The following is a 23,842-nucleotide window of genomic DNA, read 5'->3' as shown; positions in this document are numbered from 1 at the left end:
ACGACATGGTGCGCGTCTTCGACGAGGCGGGCGTCAGGATGCTCGTGGGCACGGACTCCTCCGGGGCTGTCCGGGTCGTCCTCGGGGCCGCGCTCCACGATGAGATCGACCTGCTCGCCGCGGCGCGAGCCGTCGACTGAAGCGCTCTCGGGGCGTCGTCGTGCTCGACGCGTCACGTGTGCGCGGGGGCCTCGGCGGTCCGGAGACTCGTGTTGTGCTCGTGGATGAGCCGGAGGGCGTCCTCGATCAGCAGCAGGTCGAGGGCGTCGCGGATGCGCACGGCGTCCGCGACGTCGTTCGCCCCCGAGTCCAGGGCGAGGACGGAGTTGCCGAGCCGGACCATCGGGGACTGCTCGGCGCTGAACAGGCCGCCGCCCGGGCCGGGCTTCACGGTCACCAGCCCGCGCGCCCGAAGGAGACGCGGCACCTCGTTGAACGTGTCCACGGACACCCCGCACAGCGTTCGGAGCTCGTCCTCGGTGCCCAGCCGGGAGCCCGGCGTCAGACTCTCGACCAGTTCCGCGACCTGCTCCGCCGCCCGTTCGGCGCGTCCCGAGGGCGATGGCCTCGGCGGGCCGTCCGACCCGCGAGCGGCGCGGACCAGGCCGGGACTCCCGGCCGCGCCGCGGCGCGCGCCGCCCATCTCGCCGCCGACGACGCGTAGCGCGCGGCGCCCGCACGCCGCCGGCCGAGCCAGAGCCCGCCCGCCGCGCCCGGGACCGTACCTGCCCTCACCCGCCCTCACCCGCCCGTCCTTCAGCCGCAGCGCGCTGCCCCTCAGAGGTAGCGGCGGATGGGTATGACGGCGGCCTCACGGGTCCGCTGGATGATCGAGCGGCGCTTCCAGCGGCCGCGCTCGATCAGCACGCTCTTCTCGCGGTCCTCGTCGAAGTGCCCGTCCAGGGCGGCGGTGAAATCACAGTCCATGACCGCGAGCATGACCTCTTCGTCATGGTCGAGGGAACGCCGGTTGAAGTTGGTGGAGCCGATGAGCGCGGCGACCCGGTCCACCGTGATGGTCTTGGCGTGCATCATCGTCGGCTGATACTGGTAGATCTTCACACCGCAGGCGGTGAGTTGCTCGTAGTAGTGCTGCCCCGCGAGCTGGCAGACCCGCTTGTCGGTGTGCGGCCCCGGCAGCAGGATCTCCACCTCGACCCCGCGCCGGGCGGCGGCGCACAACAGCTCGATGAAGTAGGCGTCCGGGGCGAAGTAGGCGGTGGTGATGCGGATGCGCTCCTCCGCCGACTCGAGTGCCACCCGGATGAGGGTCTGCATGTCCTGCCAGCCGAAGGACGCCGAGCCGCGCACCACCTGGACGACGGCGTCGCCCTTCTGCTCGACGCCGACGAACCGGTCCTCGTCGTCGAACAACTCGTCGTGGCACTCGGCCCAGTTCTGCGCGAAGGCCGCCGCCAGGCCGTCCACCGCGGGCCCGCTGATCCGCACGTGGGTGTCTCGCCACTCGTTCTCGTTGCGCGCGTCCCCGCACCACTCCTCGGCTATCCCGACGCCGCCGGTGAACGCGGTGCCCTCGTCGACGATGAGCACCTTGCGGTGGCAGCGGTGGTTCTGCTTGAGGGGCGAGAGGTAGAGCGGCTTGCGGAACCAGGCGATGGTCACCCCGGCCTCGTCCATCAGGTCCAGCTGGGCCTTCTCGATCAGCCGGCAGCCGAAGCCGTCGAGCATCAGCCGGACCCGGACGCCCGCGCGGGCCCGGTCGGCGAGCGCCTCGGCGAACTCGTGCGCTATGTCCCCCCGCCAGTAGACGAAGGTCATCATGTCGACGGTGTGCTCGGCGCTTCGGATCGCCTCCAGCATCGCGCCGAATATCTCGTCGCCGTTACGGAGCGGGAGGAGCGCGTTGCCCTCGGTGGCGGCGATCCCGATCAGCCGCTCCAGCCTGCGTCTGAGCCGCCGGGACCGGGTCTCGCAGACTTCGGCGTCCAGCTCGGGGCCGTCGCCCGGAGCGGGGCTCTCACCCAGTACTGCGTCGTCGGGAACCACGGTTGTCTCGGACATCTTTCACCTGTTGGGTCGACGGGACGGAATGCCTGGCGCTGCTACGCGCCGGACTGTACGGCCGCGGACCCGCCGACCGCACTTCCGGCACGGTCGAACAGGCCCGGCATCGGATGCGCGCGATCCGCTTGTACCCCCGTGCCCTTCCGGCGAACGCCGCAGAACCAGCCATCGCGAGACCCCGGGGCGAGGCCCCCGAGCCCGCCGACGTACGGACGCGGCCCGCGACCGTGCCACACCCCCGGGGGCCGACACGGACACGCCCTCTGGGCTGCGGCCGTTCCCGGCCTTGGCTAGCGTGAGCCTCAAGGACCCGCCCCGATGAGCGAGCGAACGAACGACTCGATGAGTAAGGAGCCCCCGCGATGCCCCCAGCACCGCATCCGGCGAGAGGCGACATGGGCCGGCGCATCGCGGCACGTCGCCTGCAACTCGGCCTGTCCCGGCAGGACGTGGCTCTGCGGGCAGGCGCCGCGCCCGGCTACATCGAGTACGTGGAGGAGCAGCCGGCCACGCCGGGCATCGGCTTTCTGCTCCGGCTGGCCGACGCGCTGGAGACCACGGTCCAGGAGCTGTCGGGCGGGACGGGCGACCTGCCGCCCGGCATCGGCCGCGGCGCCCGCCGCGCCCGGATGGTCGAACTCGACGAGGCCATGTGCTGGACGCTGCTGGGCGACCACGGCGTGGGCCGGGTGGCCCTGACCCACGGCGACGGCCCGGTCGTCCTGCCTTTGAACTACCAGGTGCTCGACGGCGAGGTCGTGTTCAGCACCGCCGAGGGCTCACCGCTCGCCACCGCCGCGGACACGGAGATCGCCTTCGAGGCCGACCACATCGACGACGCCTTCAGCCGGGGGTGGAGCGTGCTGCTCGTCGGCACCGTGCGCGCGGCGCCGGACGAGGAGGCCGCGCGGCGGTTCAGGGAGGCGGCGTACTCGACGCCGTGGGCGGGGGAGGAGCGTGACCACGTGATGCTCCTCACACCCCGGCGGATCACCGGACGCAGGATCATCGTCCCCGACGCCCCGGGCGACGCCGGCTGACGCCCTTCGCAGAGGACGACCGTCACTCGCAGGGGACGACGGCGACCGGTGCGGTGCTGTGGTGGATCACGGCGTGGGTGACGTGACCGATGTGCGGGCCGGCCGGACGGCTGCCGCGCCGCCCGACGACGACCGGGCCGGCCCCCTCCTCTCCGGACGTACGGGATTCGGGGCTCCCGAGGCGAGACCCTGCCCCCAGCGTCTCGCCGCGACCGTGGGGGGAGGGCCGACAGGTCTCGATCGGGACCGAACGGCCCATGCCCGTGACGCGCCGCGATGCGACCGTGGGATCTGCAGGCGCTGGACCGATGCCGAGGAGGAGCCATGACCAGCACCACTCCCGAGCCCGTCGAACTCGGCCCTGTCACCGTCGGTGTGGACGCGTCCGATGCCGCACGGGCGGCCGCGCTGTGGGCCGCGGAGGAAGCGGACCGCCGCGGCCGGCCCCTCGCCGTCGTCCACGCCGCCGACACCGATGGGCGCTCGCTCTTCGTGGGTGCGGAGACCGTCCAGGCGGTACGCGAGGCAGGGCGCGACCTGCTGGCCGACACGGTGGAAGCGGTGAGCGAGCGCTGCCCCGGCCTGGTCGTGACGACGGAGCTGAGCCCCCTGGACCCGGTGGCCGGGCTGCGCGCGTCGGCCGGCGACCGCGGGACGATCGTCGTGGGCAGCAGGGGGCTGGGCGGCTTCGGCGCTCTGCTGCTCGGATCGGTCGGCCTGGGAGTGGCCGCGCGGACCGAGGTCCCCGTGATCGTCGTACGCGGCGAGCCCGACCGGCCGGCGACCGGCGTGATCACGGCGGCGGTGCACGGCGCGTCGGATCTCGGCTGGCTGGTGGTCCCGGCCGCCGAGGCGCAGGCCCGCAAGGCGTCGCTCCGGCTGCTGAGCGTCTGCAACGTGCTGGGCCATGTCGGCACGGTCGCCACCATGCTCGACAGCTTCGGCGAGGTCGCCGACCAGCAGGTGCGTGAGGTGTCGGCGATGGCCGGCCGGATGCGCGAGCTGTACCCCGGTCTCACCGTCACCCACCACGTCGAGACGGGGACCAGCGTCCCGGGGATCCTCGTCGAGACGTCGAAGCACACCGATCTGATGGTCCTGGGCAGCCGGCGCCGCGTGCTGGGGCTCGGACCGGCGCTCGGGCGGGTCAGCCATGCCGTGCTGCACCACGGGCACTGCCCCGTGGAGATCGTTCCGCCCGGTTACGGGAACGCGGGGGACGTGCCCGGTCACGTGAACGCGGGGGAGGCGTGAACGCGGGGGAGGTGGGGATCGCGCGTGGCTCGGTCCCCGACGAGAGGTGGCCACGACTACGAGTCCCGGACTCGCGGTCGTGGCCACCCCCGTCACCGGCAACAGTCACCGCGCCGGCACGCTCTGCCCCGTGGCAGGCCGTGCCGCCCCGGTCTCACGTGACGTCCCGAACCCGGTCTCACGTGATGTCCAGAACCCGGTCTCACGTGACATCCAGAACATCCGTGACCGGACGGCGAGGCGTGGCCGGGCCCGCGGGGCCGTAGCCGAACCGGAACACCATCTGCACGAAGCCCGTCCTGGAGTTCGGATCACGCGTCAGGTGCCGGAGCTCGGGCCATTCGAGGGGTTGCGAGATCAAAGAGGTCGCGAGTCCGTCCAGCGTCGCCTGCAGCAGCACCCGCTCCATGCCCTGGCCCGCCCGCAGCCAGTCCGCGGGCGTGTCCGCCTCCGTACCCAGCAACGCGATCTGCGGCCGTTCCTCGAACGCGGCCGCCGCCCGGTCCCGCGAGCTGTGCGGTACGTCGAAATCCCGCACCGGGGCCGTCGTGTCGTACTGACGGGGGCCGAACGCGTACGAGGGGACGCCCTCGGTGGCGGGGCCTTCCCCCGCCTTGCCCGTGCGGGTCCAGGTGATGATCTCGGCCCGCATGGCATCGCTGGCGGACTCGAAGAGTTCCGCGTCGTGCACCAGATCCAGCACGGCGTCGGCGTGCCAGACTCCCGGCACGGTCAGCCGCGCCCCCTCCAGAAGCGCGGCCGCGCCCAGGCCGTCGAGGATCTCCGGCGGAATCCGCTCGTCCGAGAACGGGGCACGGCTGGTGTGCCGCAGTCCCACGGCGGGGTGCAGGTCCGTCAGCCGCGGGTCGGCGGTCCCGGACTCCTCCAGCGTGATGTCGGCGAGTCGCCACGGGTCGCGGGAGTCGGGCAGGAGCGCGAAACCGGTCGTCCACCCGCGGTGTGCGGCAGCCACCCGCAGATTCAGCAGGGCCGCACCGCAGCCGATGTGCAGACCGCGGTGTTCCGGGTCGCCGACCGGCAGCGCGCGGTCCGGGTCGCCGTACAGGGAGAGGAGGCGGGTTCCGGAGCGGTGGACGAACTTCCAGGGCTGCGCGTTGTGCATGGACGGCGCGGCGAGGGCCTCCTCGACGAGCGAGGGGATGATCGCGGTGGCGCGTCGGTCGGTCGTGGACATGGTCTCCCTGCTTCCTGCTGGTCGTCGTCCCGTGGGCGGACGCCGCGCGAACGCGGCCGCGCGGGCAGCCGTCACGTGTGCCTCCAGTCGGCGTCCGGCCGCTCCGGCTCAGACGCCTCGTCGGGTCGGACCGCGATGCGGTTCACGACGGCGACGACTCCTTCCGTACGTGCGGTGAGCGCAAGCGCGGTACGGATCTGGCCCCGCTGCGGCAGGCGGCCGGCCAGGACCACCACACCGTCGAGCACATGGACCTGGACCAGTCCGGCCCGGACGCCCAGGACGTCACCGAGGACCTCCCTGCGGATCCGGACTTCCACCTCGGCGTCCGGGCGCAGGAAGAGGCGCAGGAGATCGCGTCTGGTCACCATCCCGACCAAGCGGTCCTCATCGTCGATCACGGGGAGCCGTTCGTATCCACGACGCACCATGAGCCGCGCGGCCTCCACCACCGTCTGTTCGGCCTGGACGGTGACGGCCGGAGCCGACATGACGCCGCCGGCCGTGGGGGCCCCTCGGCTCAGCAGGTCGCTCGCGGAGACCACTCCGAGTACGTGATCGTCCTCGTCCAGCACCGGCACCCCGTTGATGGTGTGCCGGGTGAGCAGCCCGGACACCTGCGCCGCCGGCGTCGAGGAGCCGACCGCGACCACGTCGTCCGTCATGAGGTCACCGACCTGGAGCTGCCGCATCCCGCCGCGCCCGCCCTTCTCCCGTTCCGCAGAGCCTTCCGTTCCACCTTGCGGCCCGGGCCCCCGCCGGAGCAGGGGCCGAACGGTCCCGCCCGAGGGCCGACCGGCTCCGTCTTCCCCTCCAGCCCCGCCCGGCGGGGCGGGCGCCGGCCCCGCTCCGCGACGGCTCACCCGCTCGACATGAGGCGACCGGGCCCCCGGGATAGATTGGAACGGCATCGGTTCACGCGTGCGCGTCGCTCCTCGACGGACGTCGGAGGTGCTCATGGGCGGGGATGGCCACGAAGCCCACGAGAGTCGTCTCCCGCGGTTGAGGCTCGATGAGCTGCTCGACCAGCTTCAGGTGCACATCGACGAGGTCAGAGGAACCCGGGACCGGCTGAACGGCCTGCTCGACGCCGTCATGTCGGTCGGGCGGGAACTGGACCTGCCCCAGGTGCTGCGCGGAATCGTCGAATCCGCCGTCTCGCTCGTCGACGCCGAGTACGGAGCCCTCGGCGTGGTGGGCAGCGATCAGAAGCTCGCCGAGTTCCTTCCGATCGGCATCGGCGACGAGGTGCGCAGGCAGATCGGGGGCCTGCCCTCCGGCCACGGCCTGCTGGGCGAGCTGATCCGCCACCCGGAGCCGCTGCGCCTGGCCGAGCTCGCCGACCACCCGGCCTCGTCCGGCTTCCCGCCCCATCATCCGGCCATGCACTCCTTCCTGGGGGTGCCCATCCGCGTACGCGACGAGGTCTTCGGGAATCTGTATCTCACCGAGAAGCGCGGTGCGGCCGACTTCGACACGGAGGACGAGGCCGTCGTGTCCACGCTGGCCGTCGCGGCCGGCATCGCCATCGAGAACGCCCGGCTGTACGAGGAGGGCCGCCTCCGGGCACGATGGCTCGCTGCCAGTTCCGACTTCACCAGCGCCCTGCTGTCGGGCTCCGCCGAGTCGGAGGTGCTGGAGGGAATGCTGGAACAGGCCGTCGCCATCGCCGGTGCGGACCTGGGGGTCTTCCACCTCATCGGCCCGGCCGGCGAGGTGAAGGGTTCGCTGGCCCTGGGGGAGGGGGCCGAGGCCCACCGGGGCGTCGTGCTGCCGAGCAGCCGGGGCATGCTCGCCGACGCGGCGCTGGCCCAGGACGGCCTGGTCACGGTGGCGGACGTCAGCGCCGACCCCCGGGTGACGGTGCGGCCGGAGCGCTGGGCCGGGTTCGGGCCCGCGGTGGCTGTCGGAGTGGGGACGAAGGAGAAGCTGAGCGGAGTCCTGATCCTCGCGCGTCTCCGCGACCGGCCGACGTTCGTCAGCGCGGAGGTCGCCGCCCTGCCCGCGTTCGCCGGACAGGCCGCGCTGGCGCTCGAACTGGCCGACCGCCGGAGGGACTCCGAGCGGATGAGCCTGCTGGCGGATCGCGACCGGATCGCCCGAGACCTGCACGATCTCGCCATCCAACGCCTGTTCGCCACCGGAATGACGTTGCAGAGCGCCCGCCCCCTGGTGGAGCACCCGGAAGCGGCCGAGCGGCTGGGCCGGGCGATCGACGACCTGGACTCCACCATCAAGATCATCCGCTCCACCATCTTCGGCCTCAGGGAGCACGAGGCGCCGGGGCGGGCTCCGAAACTGCGCTCCCGGGTGGTCCAGGCGGTGGACGCGGCCGCTCCCGCTCTCGGATTCACCCCGGCGCTCCGCATGGAGGGGCTGATCGACACCGACGTGCCCCGGACGGTGGCCGACCAGGTGATTCCGGTCGTCGGCGAGGCGCTGAGCAATGTGGCACGGCACGCACGGGCCGGCCGGGCCGAGGTCTCCGTCGTCGCCGACGCCGGCGTCCTCACGGTGACGGTCGGCGACGACGGCGTCGGCCTCGCCGCCGACGACGGCGGACGCGGTGGGCTCCGTAACCTCACGGAACGCGCGGAGCGCCTGGGAGGCGCCCTGTCCGTCGCCGCGAAGCCGTACCCGCAGAGCGGCACGGTGCTGGAATGGCGGGTGCCGTTGATCCCGGCCTGCGACTGAGCGCCTATGACGGGGTGCCCTTCGGCCGTCTGCGACAGGGTGCCCTTCGACCGCCTGAGCGCCTTTGGCTGAGCCCTCGACCGGCTGACTGCCCACGACTTCGTACGCTCACGGATTCCGGCCTACGACGGTGAGCTCGGGCTAAGTGCCCGTGAACCGAGTACACAGCAACCGTTCGCGGCAGGTGCGCGCTGCCCTGTGAACGTACTCACCGCTCGTGATGCTGTTGCTCACGCACCTCAGCCGCGATCACCGCCGCCTGCACACGGCGCTCCACCCCGAGCTTGCCGAGCAGGCGCGAGATGTGGTTCTTGACGGTCTTCTCCGACAGATAGAGCCTCTTGGCGATCTGCCGGTTGGTCAGGCCCTCACCGATGAGGTCGAGAACAGCACGCTCCCGCTCCGAGAGGACCGCGAGCCTTTCGTCCTGTGGGGGCGGACCGGCCTCGGCGTCCCTGAGCGAGCGCATGAGCCTGGCCGTGGTCGACGGATCGAGCATCGACCGACCCGCGGCCACGGTCCGTACGGCGGACACCAGGTCCGAGCCGTTGATCTGCTTGAGCACATAGCCCGCCGCCCCGGCCATGATGGCGTCGAGCAGCGCTTCCTCGTCGTCGAACGAGGTCAGGATCAGGCAGGCGAGGTCCGGCATCCGCGACCGCAGTTCCCGGCACACGGTGATGCCGTCCCCCTCGGACAGCCTGACGTCCAGCACGGCCACGTCCGGCCGCAGCGCCGGTCCGCGGGCCAGCGCCTGAGAGGCTGTCGACGCCTCGCCGACGACGACCAGGTCCTGCTCCGCCTCCAGGAGGTCGCGTATCCCGCGCCGGACGACCTCGTGGTCGTCCAGCAGGAAGACCCGGGTCGGCATGGCAGCGGTGTCGGTCGGTCCGTCGCCCATCTGCGGTCCCTGGTGTCGGATACGGTTTCCGGTCGCCCTGCCGCCCATTGTCCCAGGAGCACCCGTCCCGGCACACTCGGCGGAGCTCCCTGACGGCCATCGGACGCGCCAGGGAACGGCCGGGCGCACGGGACACGGCAGGGGCCCCGGCGTCCGACGCCGGGGCCCCTGCCGCACCGCGCGGGACCTACAGCAGCGAGACGATCGCCGGTCCGAAGGCCGCGCCGAGCAGATAGCAGAGGTTGAACAGCCCGATCGCCGCCGGCCTCTCCTCCTCGGGCACGGCCTTCGTCGAGTGCACCGCGAAGACGCCCTGCCCGGAGGCCGCCGCGATCGAGGCGAGGGCCTGCGCCAACAGCAGCAGCACCGCGACCACGCTCACCGACGCCAGCACCACCCCGGCGACGCTCAGGGCGACCAGGGTGATGACGACCGGCTGCCGGCCCACCTTCGCCGACAGCGCGACGACCACCCACGACAGCGCACCGCCCAGCAGCATCGGCCACACCATCGCGACGCCGATCGTGCCGCTCGACCACGAGGCGTGGTCCGTCAGGGCCTCCGGCACCGCGAACATCAGCCCGAAGTTGACCGCCGCGAGCAGGAACGCCAGCACCGAGGAGATCAGGAAGACGGGGCTGCGCACCACCACCGCCGGTACGAACCCCTGCGGCCTGCGCCGCAGATGCCACACCAGGGCGGCGATCGTCAGCACCGCGAGCACCCCGGCGACCGGCGGGTAGTGCGGGACGAAGACCAGCGCCGTGACCACCGCCGTGAGCAGCACCGCGCCGAGCCCGTCGAAGGCGGCGGTCGACGTCGGCCGGGCGGAGACCCGCCGGACGACCACGAGCAGGCCGATCAGGCTGAGGGCGGGCAGGGCAAGGGTCGCCTGCCAGCTGATCGCGTCGTTGACCAGCGAGCCGACCAGCGGCGCGGTCGAGCCGACCACCGCGAGCGAGGCGGTGACGAAGCCCATCGAGCGGGCGGAGTCCGTCAGGCTCATCGCGATGGACGTCAGCCCGGCGGTGCCGAGCGCCTGGAGCGCGCAGCCGATGATGACGGCCGGCAGCAGCGGCACGGTGAGCACCAGGAGAGCGCCGAGCAGCACCAGCGCCCCGCAGGCGCCGAGCGCGGCCCGTGCTCCCCGGTGCCGGAGCAGTCCGGTCATCAGGGGCGTGCCCACCGCGATGCCCCAGCCGAAGGCGGTCACGCCCCAGGTGACGACCCCGGTGGTGGTGTCCAGGGACCGGGCGATGTCGTCCAGGACCAGGGCGGGCCCGGCGATGCCGAACGAGAGGGGGCCGGCCATCAGCCCCAGCCAGGCGGTGGGGATGCGGGCGGCGCCGGGTGCCGGGGCGTCCGCGTTCTCGGGGCGCGCGGTGCCCGGACCCGCGAGGGAGTCACTCATCGGTCCTCCAATGGTGAGGGAGTCGGTCGGGCGGTGGTGAGGGAAGGGGGCGGGCAGGACAGCGCTGAGAAGACCGGCCCGGATTCGTCCGCGCGTTCGACGGCCTCCCGGCCCGGCACCGCCCGGTGTGCCGGGCCGTCGAGCCGTCAGGCGGACAGCGTCGGATAGTCGGTGTAGCCGCGGTGGTCGCCGCCGTAGAAGGTGCTCGGGTCCGGCTCGTTGAACGGGCCGCCGGCCCGGACCCGCCGGTCCAGGTCCGGGTTGGCGAGCCAGAGCGACGCCAGGCTGACCGCGTCGGCGAGGCCCTCCCGCACCACCTCCAGCGCGACGTCGGGGGTCACCGACGCCTCCTCGCCCGTCCGGTGCGGGTTGAGGATCAGCGTGCCCGGCCATTCGGCCCGGATCAGCTCGGTGATCTCGCGGTGGCCGAACTCCATGACATGCACATAGGCGAGGCCGTACGGCGCCAGCGTGCGGATCAGCGTGCGGTACAGCCCGGCCGGGTCGCTCTCCCGGACGCCCTCGCTGGTGGTCCCGGGGGAGAGGCGGATGCCGACGCGCTCGGGCCCGATGGCGTCGCTGACCGCCCGCGCGACCTCGTCCGCGAACCGCACCCGGTTCTCCACCGAACCGCCGTAGACATCGGTGCGGTGGTTGGAGCCGTCTGCGAGGAACTGCTGGATCAGATAGCCGTTGGCCCCGTGCAGCTCCACCCCGTCGAACCCGGCGTCCACCGCGTGCTGGGCGGCGGCGACGAAGTCCTCCACCGTCCGCGCGATGTCCTCCAGGGTCATCTCCCGCGGCACGGGGTGGTCGACCTTGCCCTCGGGCGTGTACATCTGCCCGCCGGTGGCTATGGCCGAGGGCGCCACCGGAAGGGCGCCGTCCGGGTAGAGGCTGGGGTGGCCGACCCGGCCGGAGTGCATGAGCTGCACGAAGATCCGGCCGCCCGCGGCGTGCACCGCGTCGGTCACCACCCGCCACGCCTCGGCCTGCTCCGCCGAGTGCAGCCCGGGGGTGTCGATATAGCCCTGGCCGATCACGCTCGGCTGGGTGCCCTCGGTGATGATCAGCCCGGCCCCGGCGCGCTGGGCGTAGTACTCGGCGGTCAGCGCGTTCACGGAGCGGTCGGCGGAGCGGCTGCGGGTCATCGGCGCCATCACCAGACGGTTCGGCAGGGTCGTCCTGCCCAGCCTCAGAGGTGTGAACAGCTCGTCCATGGTCTCTCCATCAAGTCGTGATCATCAGCGGATGCGCTGGTCACAACGGTAGGAGCGGCGTCCGCGCCGGGAATCCGTAAGCCCTACTGCTCCGGATACGTAGGCGCGAGTACGTAGCATGGGACCGTATACCGATGGCCTGCGGGCGGATCTCGGAGCGGGTGGAGGGGGCACGTCGGTGCTGTACGGGCGAACCGCCGAACAGGAGCGGCTGACGCGACTGGTGGCCGCAGCGCGCGCCGGGCGCAGCGGTGCTCTGCTGGTACGCGGCGAGGCGGGGATCGGCAAGACGGCCCTGCTCGACTGGCTCGCCGGGACGGCGGTTCGGGGTGACGGGAACGACGGCCGTGAGCTGCGCGTCCTGCGGGTCACCGGGGTCGAGCCGGAAGCGGATCTGGCCTTCGGCGGACTGGTCCAGCTTCTGTGGCCGGTGCAGGAGCGCCTGGACGCCCTGCCCGAGCCGCAGGCCGCGGCGCTGCGGGCGATCCTGGGGACCGGACAGGAGCGCGGACCGGACCGCTTCCTCACCGGACTCGCCGTGCTCACCGTCCTCGCGGATCTCGCGGAGGACGGTCCGCTGCTGTGCCTGGTCGACGACGCCCAGTGGCTGGACCAGGCCACGGCCGAGGCCCTGCTCTTCGCCGCCCGCCGGCTGGCCGCCGAGGGCGTGGCCATGGTGCTGGCCGGCCGGGACGACGGCTTCGCCGCTCCCGGCATCCCCGAACTGCGGCTGTCGCGGCTGGACTTCGAGGACTCCTCGCGGCTGCTGGCCGACCGGGGCAGAGCCCCCGCGCTGCGCTCCCAGATCATCACCGAGTCCGCCGGGAACCCGCTCGCGCTCATCGAGTTCGACGCCGCACGGCGCGACCAGCAGCACCAGCACGCCCCCCTGCCGGTCGCCGACCGCGTGCTCTCGTCCTTCCGGTCGCAGATCGGCCGGCTCCCGGAACGCACCCGGCTGATGATGCTCGTCGCGGCCGCCGAGGGACGCGGCGATCTGCCCCTGCTGCTCCGGGCGTCCGAGCTGCTGGGCGTCGGCCTCGGCGACCTGGAGGAGGCCGAGCGGACCGGCCTGATGTACGTCATGGACGGCACCGTCACGTTCCGGCATCCGCTGATCGCCTCGGCCGCGTACCAGGGGTCGGTGCTCGCCCGCCGCATCGCCGTGCACCGCGCCCTGGCCCAGGCCGCCGTCGACCCCGACTGCCGGGCCCGGCACCTGCTGGCGGTGGCCACCGGACCCGACCAGGAGGTGGCCGGGGAACTGGCCGCCGCGGCCGAGCGCGCCCGGGACCGTACGGCGTACGCCGCGGCCTCCGGCCTGTTCCGGCACGCCGCCCGGACCACCGCCGACCACCGGCAGCGAGCCGCCTGGCTGGCCGAAGCGGCCACGCTGGCCCTCGCCGCGGGCCACGCCGCGGAGGCGGACCGACTCGCCGAAGAGGCCGACGAGTTGACGGAGGATCAGGCGATCGGGGCGCGGATCGCCTCGGTGCGCGCGGCGGTCGCCTTCGAGGTGGGCGACCAGAGCGAAGCGGCCCGCGGACTGCTCGCCCGCGTGGGGGACGCGGCCACCCCGGAGGCGGCCGGCCTGCTCCGCACCGCCGCCGCCTACGGCTGGCTGGCCGGTGACGGGGACGCGGTGCGCGCCGCCGCCGGACGGCTCGCGGCGGGCGACCGCTCCGATCCGCTGGTCGAAGGTCTGGAACGGCTCAGCCACGACGACACCGAGCGCGGACTGCCGCTGCTCGCCCGCTTCCTGGAGAGGCGGCTCGACGCGGCGGACCCCCGCGAGGCCGACGAACAGGCCGTCCGGATGCTGGCGCTCACCTGCGGCACGATCCTCGGCGACGACGAGGCGGCGCTCTCCCTGGCGTCGGCGGAGGTGCGATGGCGTCGCTCCCAGGCCCTGATCGGCGAACTCCCTTACGCGCTGGACTCCCTGGCGCAGGCTCAGGTCCTGGCGGGATGCCACCGGGACGCCGAGGCCGCCGTGGCGGAGGCGGAGGAGATCGCCCGGGACACCGGGATGAGCCGGCGGCTGGCACGCCTCGGCGCGGTGCGCGCGCGGATCGCGGCCATCGAGGGGGACGCGGAACGCGTCCATGAACTCGCGGACGCCACCCCCGGGGCGCTGCGCACCGGCGTGGACTGCGCACGGGTCCTGCTCGACCTGGGACTCGGCGACTTCGACTCCGCCCTCACCCGGCTGGACCCGCCGCCGCCCGGACCGGACCGGTACACCTGGCTGACCCTGTCCACCGCCGCTGACCAGATCGAGGCCGCCGTGCGGCTCGGGCGGCCGGAGCGCGCCCAGGAGGCGCTGCGCCACTTCGAGAACTGGGCGCGGGCCGGAGCGCGGTCCCTCACGAACACGACCGCCGAGCCCTGGGCGCAAGCCGTGGCGCTCAGATGCCGGGCGCTCCTCAGCGACCAACCGGAGCACTACACACAGGCGTTGCGCCTGCACGAGAAGGGGGACCGGCCCTTCGAGCACGCCCGCACCGAGCTCCTGTACGGCGAGTGGCTGCGCCGGGCACGGCGGCGCAACGAAGCACGCGCCATGCTGCGTTCCGCGCTGATCACTTTCGAGAAGCTGCGGGCGGAGCCCTGGATGAAGCGGGCCGGCGCCGAACTGCACGCCGCCGGGGAGCACCTGACGACGGCGAGGGTCCTGGCGGACAACCCGATCGACCGCCTCACCCCGCAGGAGCTCCAGGTGGTGCGGCTGGCCAAGGACGGCAGCAGCAGCCGGGAGATCGCCGCGCAACTGTTCCTCAGCCCGCGCACGGTCGAGCACCACCTCTACAAGGCGTACCCGAAGCTCGGCGTGGGCTCACGGCAGGAGCTCGTACTCCTCGACCTGACCTGACGGCGGGGCGCGTCCGCCGGCCTTCCCGCACCCGCCCCCCCGCACCGGGCATCCGCACCGAGTATCCACCCTTACGTGGGACAGCCTTGTTCGAATTTCTCCCGCTAGCATTTCCTTCAGCCGGGCCATGAAATTGCATGACGGGATTTCATGGGGCTTCACCTGTGCAGTCCCGCGCCCGCGACGAGCAAGGCGAAGAAAATAGGATTATCGAACAGAGAGGGTGTATTGACGATGCAGGAGTTCACGAACGGCATGACTGCTAGCCTCATCCCGGGCCGGTGGGTGAAGAGCCGCAAGTCCGAGGCGAACGGTATGTGCATCGAACTCGCCGCACTGCCCCAGGGCGGCATCGCGATCCGTAACTCGACCGACCCCGACGGTGCCGCGTTGATCGTCAAGAGCGCGGAGCTGGAGGCGTTCGTCGACGGTGCCAAGAAGGGTGAGTTCGACTCCCTCTGCACTCTCAACTAGGCACCGGAGTACATAAGTTCGGGCGACACCTTCGGTTCCGGCGTGTCATCATGTGATGACTGCCCGTTGAAGGAGAAGGCGTGCCCCCGGATCCCGTTCCCATCATCCGTCTGGCCCGGCGTACCGCCGGGCCAGACGCCACGAAGACGGCGGCCAACATCATGCTGGGCCTGGCCGTCAAGGATTTCCGTGATGCGGCCGGCCTGACGCAGACGGCACTGGCGAAAGCCGTGCTGGTTTCTAATTCAACGATTAGCCGTCTGGAGAATGCCGAGACCACGCCCGAGCGGCGCACGGTAGAAGCGGTGATGGAGCGTCTGCGTCTCGACGCACCGGCGCGCGAGAAGCTGACGATGCTGCTTTCCCGCGCCGTGGAGCCCGAGTGGTATCAGAGCCGGTTCGGCGACTTCACGGCTGAATACCTGCGCCGGCTCCTCGGTCTCGAGTCCATGGCCATCGAGCTCACCACGTATGACGTGCGTCTGGTGTCGGGCCTGTTGCAGACAGCGGAGTACGCGAGCTGCATCGTCCGCACCGGCCTGCACATCAGCGAGTGGGACAGCCCGGAGATGGCGATGCGCGTCGCCCTGCGCCAGGAGCGCCAGGAGCGTGTGTTCGACCAGGCCGACCCGCCGCGCTGCGTCTTCCTGATGGACGAGTCCGTCCTCTTCCGCCGGGTCGGCTCGGACGCGGTGATGCGCGAGCAGATGCTCCACCTGCTGGAGATAGCCGACAATCCGCACGTCATCATCCGGTTCGTGCTCCTCGACCGCATGATCGCGGGCAACGAGGCATCGATGGCGGGTGGCATGGCCCACCTCCAGTTCGGCCGCGGCGGACTGCCCGACCTCGTCTACGTCGAGGGGTACGGCAAGGCCGACTACTACACCAAGCCCGCGCGGAGCGCCGAGGAGCGCGCCAAGCCGTGGCCCACCAAGGACAACGAGTTCGAACGGCACCTCCAGCTGCTCCTGCGCATCCAGGGCGAGGCGTGCGCTTCACCGGCGGCCAGCCGGCGCATGCTGGAGGCGGCGATCCAGCGGTACTCCTGAACCCTGTCGCCGAACCGCCGCCGCTTCGGGCACGCGTGCCGGAGGCCGTACGGCCGGCGGCAGTTCGACGAGAGGCCCTGGTCGACGAGTCGGCGAGAGGTCTACGGAGTGTCCGGCAGTCCCTGTCCGCCGGCCGGGGCCTGTTCCCGGGGCGGTACCTTCCCCAGCCCGCCGAACTCCGTCCACTCCACGCTTCGTTGGCGCTGCTGGAGCTCGGAGTCGGGCCGCCAGTCGGTCACGTCGACGAGGCCCGGCTCCTCCACGAGGAGCCTCTCGAAGGTCTCCTCCACGTCGGCCTTCTCGCGGACCCTGCCCCAATGGCCCCCGGTCTGCGTCTTCATGAGGTCGGTGACGTCGTCGCGGACCTTCGGGTCGTCGCTCACGAGCTGGCACACGACGACGAAGCTCCCCGGGACGAGCTTGTCGATCACCCGGTCCACCAGGGCCTTGGGCCCGGCGCTGTCGGGCAGGCAATGGAGTACGGAGACGAACAGGGCCGCCACCGGCCGGGTGAGGTCGATGAGCCGGGTGAAGTCCGGGTGCCCGAAGATCGTGTCGGTCTCCGTCATGTCGACCGGCAGGATCGCGGTGTTGTCGTTCTCGTCCAGCAGCGACTGTCCCAGTGCCAGGACGACAGGGTCGTTGTCGACATAGACGACGCGGGACGCGCCATCGGCCTCCTGGGCGATCTGGTGCACGTTGCGCTGGGTCGGCAGTCCGGAGCCGAAGTCGATGAACTGCCTTATCCCGTGCTCCTCGGCCAGGACCCGGACCACTCGCTGGAGGAACCACCGGTTGTTCAGCGCGAGCTCACGCGAGGTCGGCGCCACCTCGAGCAATAACTCGCAGGCGGCCCGGTCCACTTCGTAGTTGTTGCTGCCGCCCAGCAGCCAGTCGTACATACGCGCCGCGCTCGGCAACGACAGATCGACATGTTTTCTCGTCCGCAACGGCCCGTCCCCTCGCCGATTCCGCCCCGATCGGAGTGAAGTCGCCCATCCTAGAAGGCAGCGCACAACGGCACCACCGCCAGTAAGGGTGAAGGGTGGCGCAAGCTGGCGAAATATGGCGCATCCGAGCGGACGTGACCGGAAGACGAATATGCCGGAGGAATTTACGGGCGGGTCAGGGGCGCTTCCCCTCCACTCCCTTCCACCAGATGCGGCAGCCGGCGTCGGACGACGGCCAGGGCGGTGTGGACGGCGGGCGCTTCCGTGCCCATCAGTTCGGCGGCCTCCTCGATGTCGAAGCCGAGCCGGCAGCACAGCACCACGATGTCGGCGAACCCGTCCGAGAGCTGTCGGTACAACTCGGTCAGGGCCGGGTCCTTCGGCGCGGCGCGACCGGCCTCCTGGCTCACCCGGAGGCGAAGCTCCTGCCAGACCTCGGCCGCCGGGCAGGGTCGGCTCAATATGAGGCCCCAGCTTTCCCGGGTGGACGCCAGTGCGGTGCTGACGGCGGCGGACGCCGGCCCGCCGTCCACGGTGACCGGCGAAATCTCCTCGCGCGACAGGCGCGCCTTCGCATAGCGCAGGTAGCGCGGCCTGTTCCGCTCGACGAAGGCCGCGAACCCGATGTCGGCGGCCGCCGCGGAGCCTTTCGTCGGCACGGAACGGCGAAGGGGCGGGCCGCTTTGCGGCGCGGCGGGAACGGCACTCGGAGGTGCCGCCGCCCGGCCTCCCGGGTCATCGGGAATCCCGGCGGGAACGATATTGAAACTGGTACCGTGAAATTGCCCGGAGGGCAGCTGTAAAAGCCCTCGGCGAATCGGCTCGATCACTTGTTTGTTCCCTGTCGATCTGTTTCGTTCCCGGGGCGTGACTCCAGATCACTTCCCGGGCGGGCCCCTCGGTCGGGCCTGAAAGGAAACTACCGCGTCGAACAGGAGGGGCGGGCCTTCCAGCCCTTCCATGCAAAGTCATTTTCGCGCACCGGGAATTTCGATCAGCAGGTTTCGATTTCTGCCAAAATTCGACCGTGATCGGTGTCGAACAGGCAATTTCGAGCTTCCCTGATCACATTCGATCAGCATGGTGCGGTGAACTCCTCGCCGCCACCGGTCCGTCCGGGCGTCACCGTGCCCCTGTGCGGAGGGTGACTCGCACAAGGGCACGGAGGGGAGAGGCGGTACGGGTCAGGGCGCGGGCCGCAGCTCCAGCGTGCAGCACTTCACGCTGCCGCCCGCCTTGAGGAGTTCGGACAGGTCCACTCCGACCGGGCGGAAGCCGCGGTCGCGGAGCTGTCCGGCCAGGGCGATGGCGTTCTGCGGCAGGACCACGTTGAGCCCGTCCGACGTGGCGTTCAGCCCGAACACCGCCGCGTCGGCCTCGGAGGCCAGGACGGCGTCCGGGAACAGCCGCTCCAGGACGGCCCGGCTGCCGGGGGAGAAGGCCGGCGGGTAGTAGGCGACGGTCCTCCCGTCGAGCACGGTGAGGGCGGTGTCCAGGTGGTAGTAGTCGGGGTCCACCAGGGTCAGCCCGATCACCGGGCGGCCGAAGAACTCCTGGGCCTCGTCGTGGGAGCGGGGGTCGCTGCGGAACCCGGTCCCGGCGAGCAGCCATTCACCGGCGAGCAGGTAGTCGCCTTCCCCTTCGTTGACGACGCTCGCCGTGCGCAGATCGCCGAATCCGTTCCGGCGCAGCCAGTCGTGGTACGCCGGACCCTCGGCGATCCGCTCGGCGTCGCGGAACCGGGCCACGAGGGCGCGCCCGTCGACGACCGTCGCGCCGTTGGCGGCGAAGACCATGTCGGGGAGCCCGGGGACGGGATCGATGGCGTCGACGGTGTGCCCGAGGCTCTGGTAGACCTCGCGCAGTCGCTCCCACTGGGCGATGGCCAGCGGAGTGTCGACGGGCTTCTTCGGGTCCATCCACGGGTTGATGGAGTAGACCACGTCGAAGTAGGTGGGCCGGCACATGAGGTAGTGCCGGGCACGCGCGGTACGCATGGATAAGGTCCTGATCGTCAGGGGCGGCCGGTCAGATAGCCGCCCATCGAGGTGAAGTACTCGGTCGCGGGAAGTTCGCGGCCGTCCCCGGTCCGTACGCGGGTGATGGCCAGGCCGCGGTTGCGGCCCGTGCGGGCGTCGGCTCCGGCGACGATCACGACGCCGTCGCCCTCGCGGTAGAAGATCCGGCCGGGGGTCCCGCCGTAACGGCCCTCGGACACGACGGCGGAGACGACCTCGATCCGCTGCCCCCGGTGGAAGGTGAAGGCGCTCGGGTAGGGGGCGGACTGGGCGCGCACCAGGCGCTCCAGGTCCTGGGCCGGCCAGGTCCAGTCGATGCGGATGTCCTCCTCGGCCCGCTTGTGGAAGAAGCTGGCCCGGGACCGGTCCTGCGGGGTGAACTCGGTGCGTCCCGAGGCGATCAGGTCCAGGGCGTCGACCGTGACCGGGCCGATGAGGTCGACCGTACGGTGGAAGAGGTCGGTGGCCGTGTCCGTGGGGCCGACGGCGACCGAACGCTGGATGACGATGTCCCCGGCGTCGAGCTCCTCGTCCATCAGATGGGCCGTGACGCCGACTTCGGGCTCGCCGTTGATGAGCGCCCAGATCAGCGGCGAGAAGCCGGCGTAGGCGGGCAGCAGGGAGTCGTGGATGTTCAGCGTGCCGTGGGGCGGCAGGTCGTAGATCTCCGGCGGGATCCACGTACGCCAGTTGTTGGCGACGATGATGTCCGGCGCGACCTCCTTGAGCAGGTCCAGCAGTTCGTCGTCCGGCCGGTTGCGGATGACCACGGGGATGCCGTGCTTCTCCGCCAGGTCGGCCACCGAATCGCTCCAGATCCGCTCGTAGGCGTGCTCGCTCTTCGGGTGCGTCACGACGGTCACCACGTCGTGCTCGGAGTCCAGCAGCGCTTGCAGGGTGCGATGCCCCCAGGTCTGGTAACCGAACATGACGACCCGCATGGAGATGCCTCCTTGGAAGAGCGTGAGACCGGCGCTTTAGTAAAGCAAGGCTTACCTAAGAGCACAACGACCCCCCATGCGCTGTGGAGTTGGCCGCCGTGGCCTGCTGCCTTCTTCCGTCGACAGGAGCGGCGATGCAGGTTAGCTTTACCTAAGTTCTGCTCGGGCGCCGGTGCCGGCTTCGCCCCTGCCGCTCGGAGCCGCTTCCCGGGCGGCTCCCGGTGTGCGGGGTCGGGCGCCGCGTCGTCCGTGTGCTGCGCATGCGGTTGCACGGGTGCGCAGACCCTGAAATCCCCTTGAAAGGAACGTCCTTGTCCAGTGGTACACGTCCCGCGCTGACGCGGGTCGTCAGAAACATCCCCCGGATCGCCGTCGCGGCGATGGCGGCTCTGGCCCTGACCGCATGCGGGAGCGGCGACGGGAAGACCGAGTCCAAGCCGCCGGCCGACTCCTCCTCCGGCTCCGGCGTCTTCCCGGTCACCGTCGATCACAAGTACGGCAGCACCACCATCGACAAGGAGCCGAAGAAGGTCGTCACGCTCGGGCTCTCGGACCACGATGCGGTGCTCGCGCTCGGCGTCAAGCCGGTCGGAGCGATCGACTGGTTCAAGGAGAAGCCGTACGGCAAGTGGCCCTGGACGAAGGACCGGTGGGGGACGGAGCTGCCGGAGATCGTCGGTGAGCGCGACGAGTTCAACATCGAGAAGATCGCCGCGCTCCAGCCGGACCTCGTCATCGCCCAGTACTCGGGGATGAAGAAGGAGCAGTACGACACCCTCTCCAAGTTCACCAAGGTGGTGGCCCAGCCGAAGGGGCACGAGGACTACCAGGCGCCGTGGCAGGACATGACCCTGCAGATCGGCAAGTCCCTCGGCAAGGAAGCCGAGATGAAGAAGCTGGTGGCCTCGATCGACGCCCGCTTCAAGACGGTCCGCGACGAGCACCCCGAGTGGAAGGGCAAGACGGCCACGGTCGGCGAGCCCTACGCGCCGGGCAAGTTCGCCGCGTTCTCGCCGAAGGATCCGAAGATGAACTTCCTCACGGAGATGGGATTCGTCGCGTCCGAGACGTATCTCAAGGCCCTCGGCAAGAAGACCATCGCCGACCTCAGCTCCGAACGGCTCGACGTCATGGAGGCCGACCGGACCGTCTGGCTGGGCACCCCCGACACGGAGAAGTCCCTGAAGGCCGACCCGTTGTACAAGAAGACCAAGGTGCACCAGGAGAAGCGCGACCTGTTCCTCCCCTATGACGACCCGGACATCGGCGCCGCGCTGTCCTTCAACACGGTGCTGTCGATCCCGTACGCCATCGATCAGGCCGTCCCGCTGCTCGAAGCCATCAAGTAGCACGGGGCCACTGGCGTCGCCGCCGGCCGGCGGCGACGCCAGTTCCCGAACCTCCGGGAAGACGACCGGAATCGAGGACTTGGACGCGTCTCCGGGCACCGGGAGGAGGGCGTTTCGACGCGTTGACCTCCTACCCCGGCTCGGTTAGCCTCACCTAAGTCGCCGGTCGTCGTCCGTGCGTCGGATCCTCTTCATCGCGCGTGAACGTCCTCCAGGGAGACAGGGGTTGACTTCGTCGGTCGAAACCCGGGTAAGCGCCGGCCCGCACGGACCGGCTCCGGAGGGACCACCACCCCGCAGGGCCGCGAACGCACTGCTCGGCCTCGGCCTGCTGTCGGCCCTCGCCGCTCTGGTCGTGGTCGCCCTGCTGAGCGTCTGGGTCGGCTCCCGGGGCATCTCGTTCAACGACACCTGGCGCGTCCTGTGGTCGCCCGACGGGTCCGAGACCTCGGTGATCATCCACCAGTACCGCATCCCCCGGACCGTCCTCGGACTGCTCGTGGGCATGGCGCTCGGCCTGTCCGGGGCCCTGATGCAGGCCCTGACCCGCAACCCGCTCGCCGATCCCGGCCTGCTGGGCGTGAGCCTGGGCGCGTCCACCGGGGTCGTCGTGGCCATGGGCATCCTCGGGATCGGCTCCGTACTCGGCTATGTGTGGTTCGCCCTCCTCGGCGCGGCCCTGGCCTCCGTCCTCGTGTACGTACTGGGCTCCTCCGGCCGCAAGGTGGCGACCCCCGACCGGCTCGTGGTCGCGGGGGCGGCCGTCACCGCCGTGCTGTACGCCTTCAACTCGGCGGTCCTGCTGCTCAATCCCCGCGCCTTCGACCAGTTCCGGTTCTGGACGGTCGGCGCGCTGGCCGGCCGCCGGATGGACGTCGTCCTGGCCGTCCTGCCCTTCGTGGTGGTGGGTGTCGCCGTCGCCCTGGTCCTGGCCCCGCCGCTCAACGCCCTCGCCCTGGGGGACCAGACGGGGCGGGCGCTCGGCGTCAACGTCAACCGGACCCGACTGCTGGGCGCGGCGGCCGTCATGCTGCTGTGCGGGGCCGCCACCGCGGCCGCCGGACCCATCGGGTTCGTGGGCCTGGTCGTGCCGCACGTGGCCCGGTTCGTCGTCGGACCCGACCAGCGCTGGGTCATGGCCTACTCGATGCTCCTGGCCCCCGTCCTGCTGATCGGCGCCGACGTCCTCGGCCGGGTGCTGGGCGCCCCGGGCGAGATCCAGGTCGGCATCGTCACCGCGTTCGTCGGAGCGCCCCTGTTCATCGCCCTGTGCCGCCGCCGAAAGCTGGCCATGCTGTGAGTGCCGTACGGGAGAAGGCTCCCGGAGCCGCCGCCCCCCGCCGCGAGGGTGCGGCCCCCCGTTCCGTCACCGGCCTGGTCCTGCGCACCCGGTCGGGGCGGTGGTCGCTGCGCCTGCACGTCCGGCCCCTCGTCGTGGGGTCGCTGATGGCGGTGGTCCTGGGGGCGGTCGTGGCCGTCGCGCTGACCACGGGGGACTTCGCCCTGTCGCCGGGCGAGGTGGCCGACGCCCTGATCGGCCGGGGGACCGCGGCGGCCGACTTCATCGTCAACACCCTGCGCATGCCCCGGCTGCTGACCGCCGTCCTGGTCGGCGCGGCGCTGGCGGTCAGCGGCGCGATCCTGCAGAGCCTCACCGGCAACGCGCTCGGCAGCCCCGACATCATCGGCTTCACCAACGGGGCGGCCACCGGAGCCCTGCTGGTGATCGTCGTGTTCCACGGCAGCATGACCCAGCTGGCGTTCGGCGCGCTGATCGGCGGACTGGCCACCGCCGCCGCCGTGTACCTGCTCATGGTGGGACGCGGCCTCCAGGGCTTCCGGCTGGTCGTCGTCGGCATCGGGGTCAGCGCCCTGCTCCTCGCCTTCAACTCCTACCTGATCACCCGGGCCACCTGGCAGGAGGCGCTGGAGGCGCAGTCGTGGCTGCTCGGCAGCCTCGGCAACCGGCTGTGGATCCACGCCGACATCATCGCCGCGGCCGTCGTCGTCCTGCTCCCGCCCGCCTTCCTCCTCGCCCGCCGGCTGTCGATGGTGGAGATGGGGGAGACGACCGCCATGGGCCTCGGCGTCAACGTGCACCGCACCCGCACGGCGCTGCTCGTCGTGAGCGTCGCGCTGGCCTCCTTCGCCACGGCGGTGACCGGCCCGGTCCTCTTCGTCGCCCTCGCCGCGCCGCAGCTGGCGCGCAGGCTCACCCGCTCGTCCGGTCCCGCCCTCCTGCCCTCGGCGCTCATGGGCGCGGTACTGCTGGCCCTGAGCGACCTGCTCGTGCAGCGGCTCTTCGCCCCCACCCTGCTGCCCGTGGGCGCGGCGACCGGCACCATCGGCGGGCTGTACCTCATCTGGCTGCTCGTCACCGAGTCACGCAAGAGCCGCGCCTGACGACGGCTCCCCCCCACTCCGGCCGCGCGCCGGGGGCCCGACA

Annotated in this window: 22 protein-coding genes; 10 read left to right on the top strand and 12 right to left on the bottom strand. The window is 71.5% G+C overall.

Going from position 1 to position 23,842, the window contains the following annotated elements:
- Positions 1-5 precede the first annotated feature (5 nt).
- Entirely contained in the window at positions 6-140 is a 135-nt protein-coding gene (locus ACLJPL_RS08535; RefSeq protein ID WP_411080118.1) for a hypothetical protein, read from the top strand.
- A gap of 32 nt (positions 141-172) precedes the next feature.
- Here ACLJPL_RS08535 and ACLJPL_RS08530 read toward each other — a convergent pair whose 3' ends face one another.
- Positions 173-643, bottom strand: coding sequence for a GntR family transcriptional regulator (locus tag ACLJPL_RS08530; protein WP_411080117.1), 471 nt, complete (start codon positions 641-643; stop codon positions 173-175).
- A gap of 134 nt (positions 644-777) precedes the next feature.
- Positions 778-2,022, bottom strand: a complete 1,245-nt coding sequence (locus tag ACLJPL_RS08525; RefSeq protein ID WP_411080116.1) for a phospholipase D-like domain-containing protein — start codon at positions 2,020-2,022, stop codon at positions 778-780.
- Positions 2,023-2,387: 365 nt separating this feature from the next.
- Here ACLJPL_RS08525 and ACLJPL_RS08520 point away from each other — a divergent pair, with 365 nt between their 5' ends.
- On the top strand, positions 2,388-3,065 hold the full coding sequence (locus tag ACLJPL_RS08520; RefSeq protein ID WP_411080115.1) for a helix-turn-helix domain-containing protein: 678 nt from the start codon (positions 2,388-2,390) through the stop codon (positions 3,063-3,065).
- 22 nt (positions 3,066-3,087) lie between these two features.
- Here ACLJPL_RS08520 and ACLJPL_RS08515 read toward each other — a convergent pair whose 3' ends face one another.
- On the bottom strand, positions 3,088-3,324 hold the full coding sequence (locus tag ACLJPL_RS08515; RefSeq protein WP_411080114.1) for a universal stress protein: 237 nt from the start codon (positions 3,322-3,324) through the stop codon (positions 3,088-3,090).
- A 65-nt stretch (positions 3,325-3,389) separates the two neighbouring features.
- Between ACLJPL_RS08515 and ACLJPL_RS08510 the strand changes: the two genes are divergently transcribed.
- Positions 3,390-4,319, top strand: a complete 930-nt coding sequence (locus ACLJPL_RS08510) for a universal stress protein (protein WP_411080113.1) — start codon at positions 3,390-3,392, stop codon at positions 4,317-4,319.
- Positions 4,320-4,521: 202 nt separating this feature from the next.
- Here the strand turns inward: ACLJPL_RS08510 and ACLJPL_RS08505 are convergent, their stop codons facing one another.
- Together ACLJPL_RS08505 and ACLJPL_RS08500 are read right to left on the bottom strand one after the other, a co-directional pair.
- On the bottom strand, positions 4,522-5,514 hold the full coding sequence (locus ACLJPL_RS08505) for an Acg family FMN-binding oxidoreductase (protein WP_411080112.1): 993 nt from the start codon (positions 5,512-5,514) through the stop codon (positions 4,522-4,524).
- A 71-nt stretch (positions 5,515-5,585) separates the two neighbouring features.
- Positions 5,586-6,179, bottom strand: a complete 594-nt coding sequence (locus ACLJPL_RS08500) for a CBS domain-containing protein (RefSeq protein ID WP_411080111.1) — start codon at positions 6,177-6,179, stop codon at positions 5,586-5,588.
- Positions 6,180-6,471: 292 nt separating this feature from the next.
- On the opposite strand from ACLJPL_RS08500, the gene ACLJPL_RS08495 reads away from it, so the two are divergent.
- Entirely contained in the window at positions 6,472-8,208 is a 1,737-nt protein-coding gene (locus tag ACLJPL_RS08495) for a GAF domain-containing protein (protein WP_411080110.1), read from the top strand.
- Between the two features lie 208 nt (positions 8,209-8,416).
- Here ACLJPL_RS08495 and ACLJPL_RS08490 read toward each other — a convergent pair whose 3' ends face one another.
- From ACLJPL_RS08490 to ACLJPL_RS08480, 3 genes are all read right to left on the bottom strand, one after another.
- Complete coding sequence (locus ACLJPL_RS08490; RefSeq protein WP_411080109.1) at positions 8,417-9,109, bottom strand: response regulator; 693 nt, start codon at positions 9,107-9,109, stop codon at positions 8,417-8,419.
- A gap of 187 nt (positions 9,110-9,296) precedes the next feature.
- The gene (locus ACLJPL_RS08485) at positions 9,297-10,520 is read right to left on the bottom strand and encodes an MFS transporter (protein WP_411080108.1); all 1,224 of its coding nucleotides are present in this window, start codon (positions 10,518-10,520) and stop codon (positions 9,297-9,299) included.
- A 146-nt stretch (positions 10,521-10,666) separates the two neighbouring features.
- Entirely contained in the window at positions 10,667-11,740 is a 1,074-nt protein-coding gene (locus ACLJPL_RS08480) for an alkene reductase (RefSeq protein WP_411080107.1), read from the bottom strand.
- A 178-nt stretch (positions 11,741-11,918) separates the two neighbouring features.
- Between ACLJPL_RS08480 and ACLJPL_RS08475 the strand changes: the two genes are divergently transcribed.
- The 3 genes from ACLJPL_RS08475 to ACLJPL_RS08465 all read left to right on the top strand — a co-directional run bounded on the left by ACLJPL_RS08475 (position 11,919) and on the right by ACLJPL_RS08465 (position 16,138).
- Positions 11,919-14,612 (top strand): helix-turn-helix transcriptional regulator, encoded by a 2,694-nt coding sequence (locus ACLJPL_RS08475; RefSeq protein WP_411080106.1) that lies wholly within the window; start codon positions 11,919-11,921, stop codon positions 14,610-14,612.
- Positions 14,613-14,867: 255 nt separating this feature from the next.
- The gene (locus ACLJPL_RS08470) at positions 14,868-15,086 is read left to right on the top strand and encodes a DUF397 domain-containing protein (RefSeq protein WP_411080105.1); all 219 of its coding nucleotides are present in this window, start codon (positions 14,868-14,870) and stop codon (positions 15,084-15,086) included.
- A gap of 80 nt (positions 15,087-15,166) precedes the next feature.
- Complete coding sequence (locus ACLJPL_RS08465; protein WP_411080104.1) at positions 15,167-16,138, top strand: helix-turn-helix domain-containing protein; 972 nt, start codon at positions 15,167-15,169, stop codon at positions 16,136-16,138.
- Between the two features lie 101 nt (positions 16,139-16,239).
- Here ACLJPL_RS08465 and ACLJPL_RS08460 read toward each other — a convergent pair whose 3' ends face one another.
- From ACLJPL_RS08460 to ACLJPL_RS08445, 4 genes are all read right to left on the bottom strand, one after another.
- A complete protein-coding gene (locus ACLJPL_RS08460; protein WP_411080103.1) occupies positions 16,240-17,088 on the bottom strand; it encodes an SAM-dependent methyltransferase in 849 nt (282 codons plus the stop codon).
- Between the two features lie 164 nt (positions 17,089-17,252).
- Entirely contained in the window at positions 17,253-17,918 is a 666-nt protein-coding gene (locus ACLJPL_RS08455) for a hypothetical protein (protein WP_411080102.1), read from the bottom strand.
- A 354-nt stretch (positions 17,919-18,272) separates the two neighbouring features.
- Positions 18,273-19,085, bottom strand: coding sequence for a dimethylargininase (gene ddaH / locus ACLJPL_RS08450; protein ID WP_411080101.1), 813 nt, complete (start codon positions 19,083-19,085; stop codon positions 18,273-18,275).
- A gap of 17 nt (positions 19,086-19,102) precedes the next feature.
- Positions 19,103-20,047, bottom strand: a complete 945-nt coding sequence (locus ACLJPL_RS08445; RefSeq protein WP_411080100.1) for a methionyl-tRNA formyltransferase — start codon at positions 20,045-20,047, stop codon at positions 19,103-19,105.
- Positions 20,048-20,358: 311 nt separating this feature from the next.
- On the opposite strand from ACLJPL_RS08445, the gene ACLJPL_RS08440 reads away from it, so the two are divergent.
- From ACLJPL_RS08440 to ACLJPL_RS08430, 3 genes are all read left to right on the top strand, one after another.
- Entirely contained in the window at positions 20,359-21,396 is a 1,038-nt protein-coding gene (locus tag ACLJPL_RS08440; RefSeq protein ID WP_411080099.1) for an iron-siderophore ABC transporter substrate-binding protein, read from the top strand.
- Between the two features lie 226 nt (positions 21,397-21,622).
- Positions 21,623-22,696: a FecCD family ABC transporter permease gene (locus ACLJPL_RS08435; protein ID WP_411080098.1), complete on the top strand. Its 1,074-nt coding sequence runs from the start codon at positions 21,623-21,625 to the stop codon at positions 22,694-22,696.
- On the top strand, positions 22,693-23,799 hold the full coding sequence (locus ACLJPL_RS08430; RefSeq protein WP_411080097.1) for a FecCD family ABC transporter permease: 1,107 nt from the start codon (positions 22,693-22,695) through the stop codon (positions 23,797-23,799). Before ACLJPL_RS08435 ends, ACLJPL_RS08430 begins: the two co-directional genes overlap by 4 nt.
- Positions 23,800-23,842 lie beyond the last annotated feature (43 nt).

The organism is Streptomyces sp. cmx-18-6 (assembly GCF_046548915.1).
In the GTDB taxonomy this organism is placed as follows: Bacteria; Actinomycetota; Actinomycetes; order Streptomycetales; family Streptomycetaceae; genus Streptomyces.
The sequence above is the reverse complement of the archived record's forward strand: the minus strand, read 5'-3'. Positions and strand labels throughout refer to the sequence as shown.

Bases quoted from the DNA above. Each gene is read 5' to 3' on its own strand.
- ACLJPL_RS08480 (WP_411080107.1), bottom strand. From the start codon at position 11,740: ATGGACGAGCTGTTCACACCTCTGAGGCTGGGCAGGACGACCCTGCCG.
- ACLJPL_RS08445 (WP_411080100.1), bottom strand. From the start codon at position 20,047: ATGCGGGTCGTCATGTTCGGTTACCAGACCTGGGGGCATCGCACCCTG.
- ACLJPL_RS08530 (WP_411080117.1), bottom strand. From the start codon at position 643: ATGGGCGGCGCGCGCCGCGGCGCGGCCGGGAGTCCCGGCCTGGTCCGC.
- ACLJPL_RS08505 (WP_411080112.1), bottom strand. From the start codon at position 5,514: ATGTCCACGACCGACCGACGCGCCACCGCGATCATCCCCTCGCTCGTC.
- ACLJPL_RS08525 (WP_411080116.1), bottom strand. From the start codon at position 2,022: ATGTCCGAGACAACCGTGGTTCCCGACGACGCAGTACTGGGTGAGAGC.
- ACLJPL_RS08470 (WP_411080105.1), top strand. From the start codon at position 14,868: ATGACTGCTAGCCTCATCCCGGGCCGGTGGGTGAAGAGCCGCAAGTCC.
- ACLJPL_RS08500 (WP_411080111.1), bottom strand. From the start codon at position 6,179: ATGACGGACGACGTGGTCGCGGTCGGCTCCTCGACGCCGGCGGCGCAG.
- ACLJPL_RS08490 (WP_411080109.1), bottom strand. From the start codon at position 9,109: ATGGGCGACGGACCGACCGACACCGCTGCCATGCCGACCCGGGTCTTC.
- ACLJPL_RS08485 (WP_411080108.1), bottom strand. From the start codon at position 10,520: ATGAGTGACTCCCTCGCGGGTCCGGGCACCGCGCGCCCCGAGAACGCG.
- ACLJPL_RS08495 (WP_411080110.1), top strand. From the start codon at position 6,472: ATGGGCGGGGATGGCCACGAAGCCCACGAGAGTCGTCTCCCGCGGTTG.
- ddaH (WP_411080101.1), bottom strand. From the start codon at position 19,085: ATGCGTACCGCGCGTGCCCGGCACTACCTCATGTGCCGGCCCACCTAC.
- ACLJPL_RS08510 (WP_411080113.1), top strand. From the start codon at position 3,390: ATGACCAGCACCACTCCCGAGCCCGTCGAACTCGGCCCTGTCACCGTC.
- ACLJPL_RS08535 (WP_411080118.1), top strand. From the start codon at position 6: ATGGTGCGCGTCTTCGACGAGGCGGGCGTCAGGATGCTCGTGGGCACG.
- ACLJPL_RS08515 (WP_411080114.1), bottom strand. From the start codon at position 3,324: ATGGGCCGTTCGGTCCCGATCGAGACCTGTCGGCCCTCCCCCCACGGT.
- ACLJPL_RS08520 (WP_411080115.1), top strand. From the start codon at position 2,388: ATGCCCCCAGCACCGCATCCGGCGAGAGGCGACATGGGCCGGCGCATC.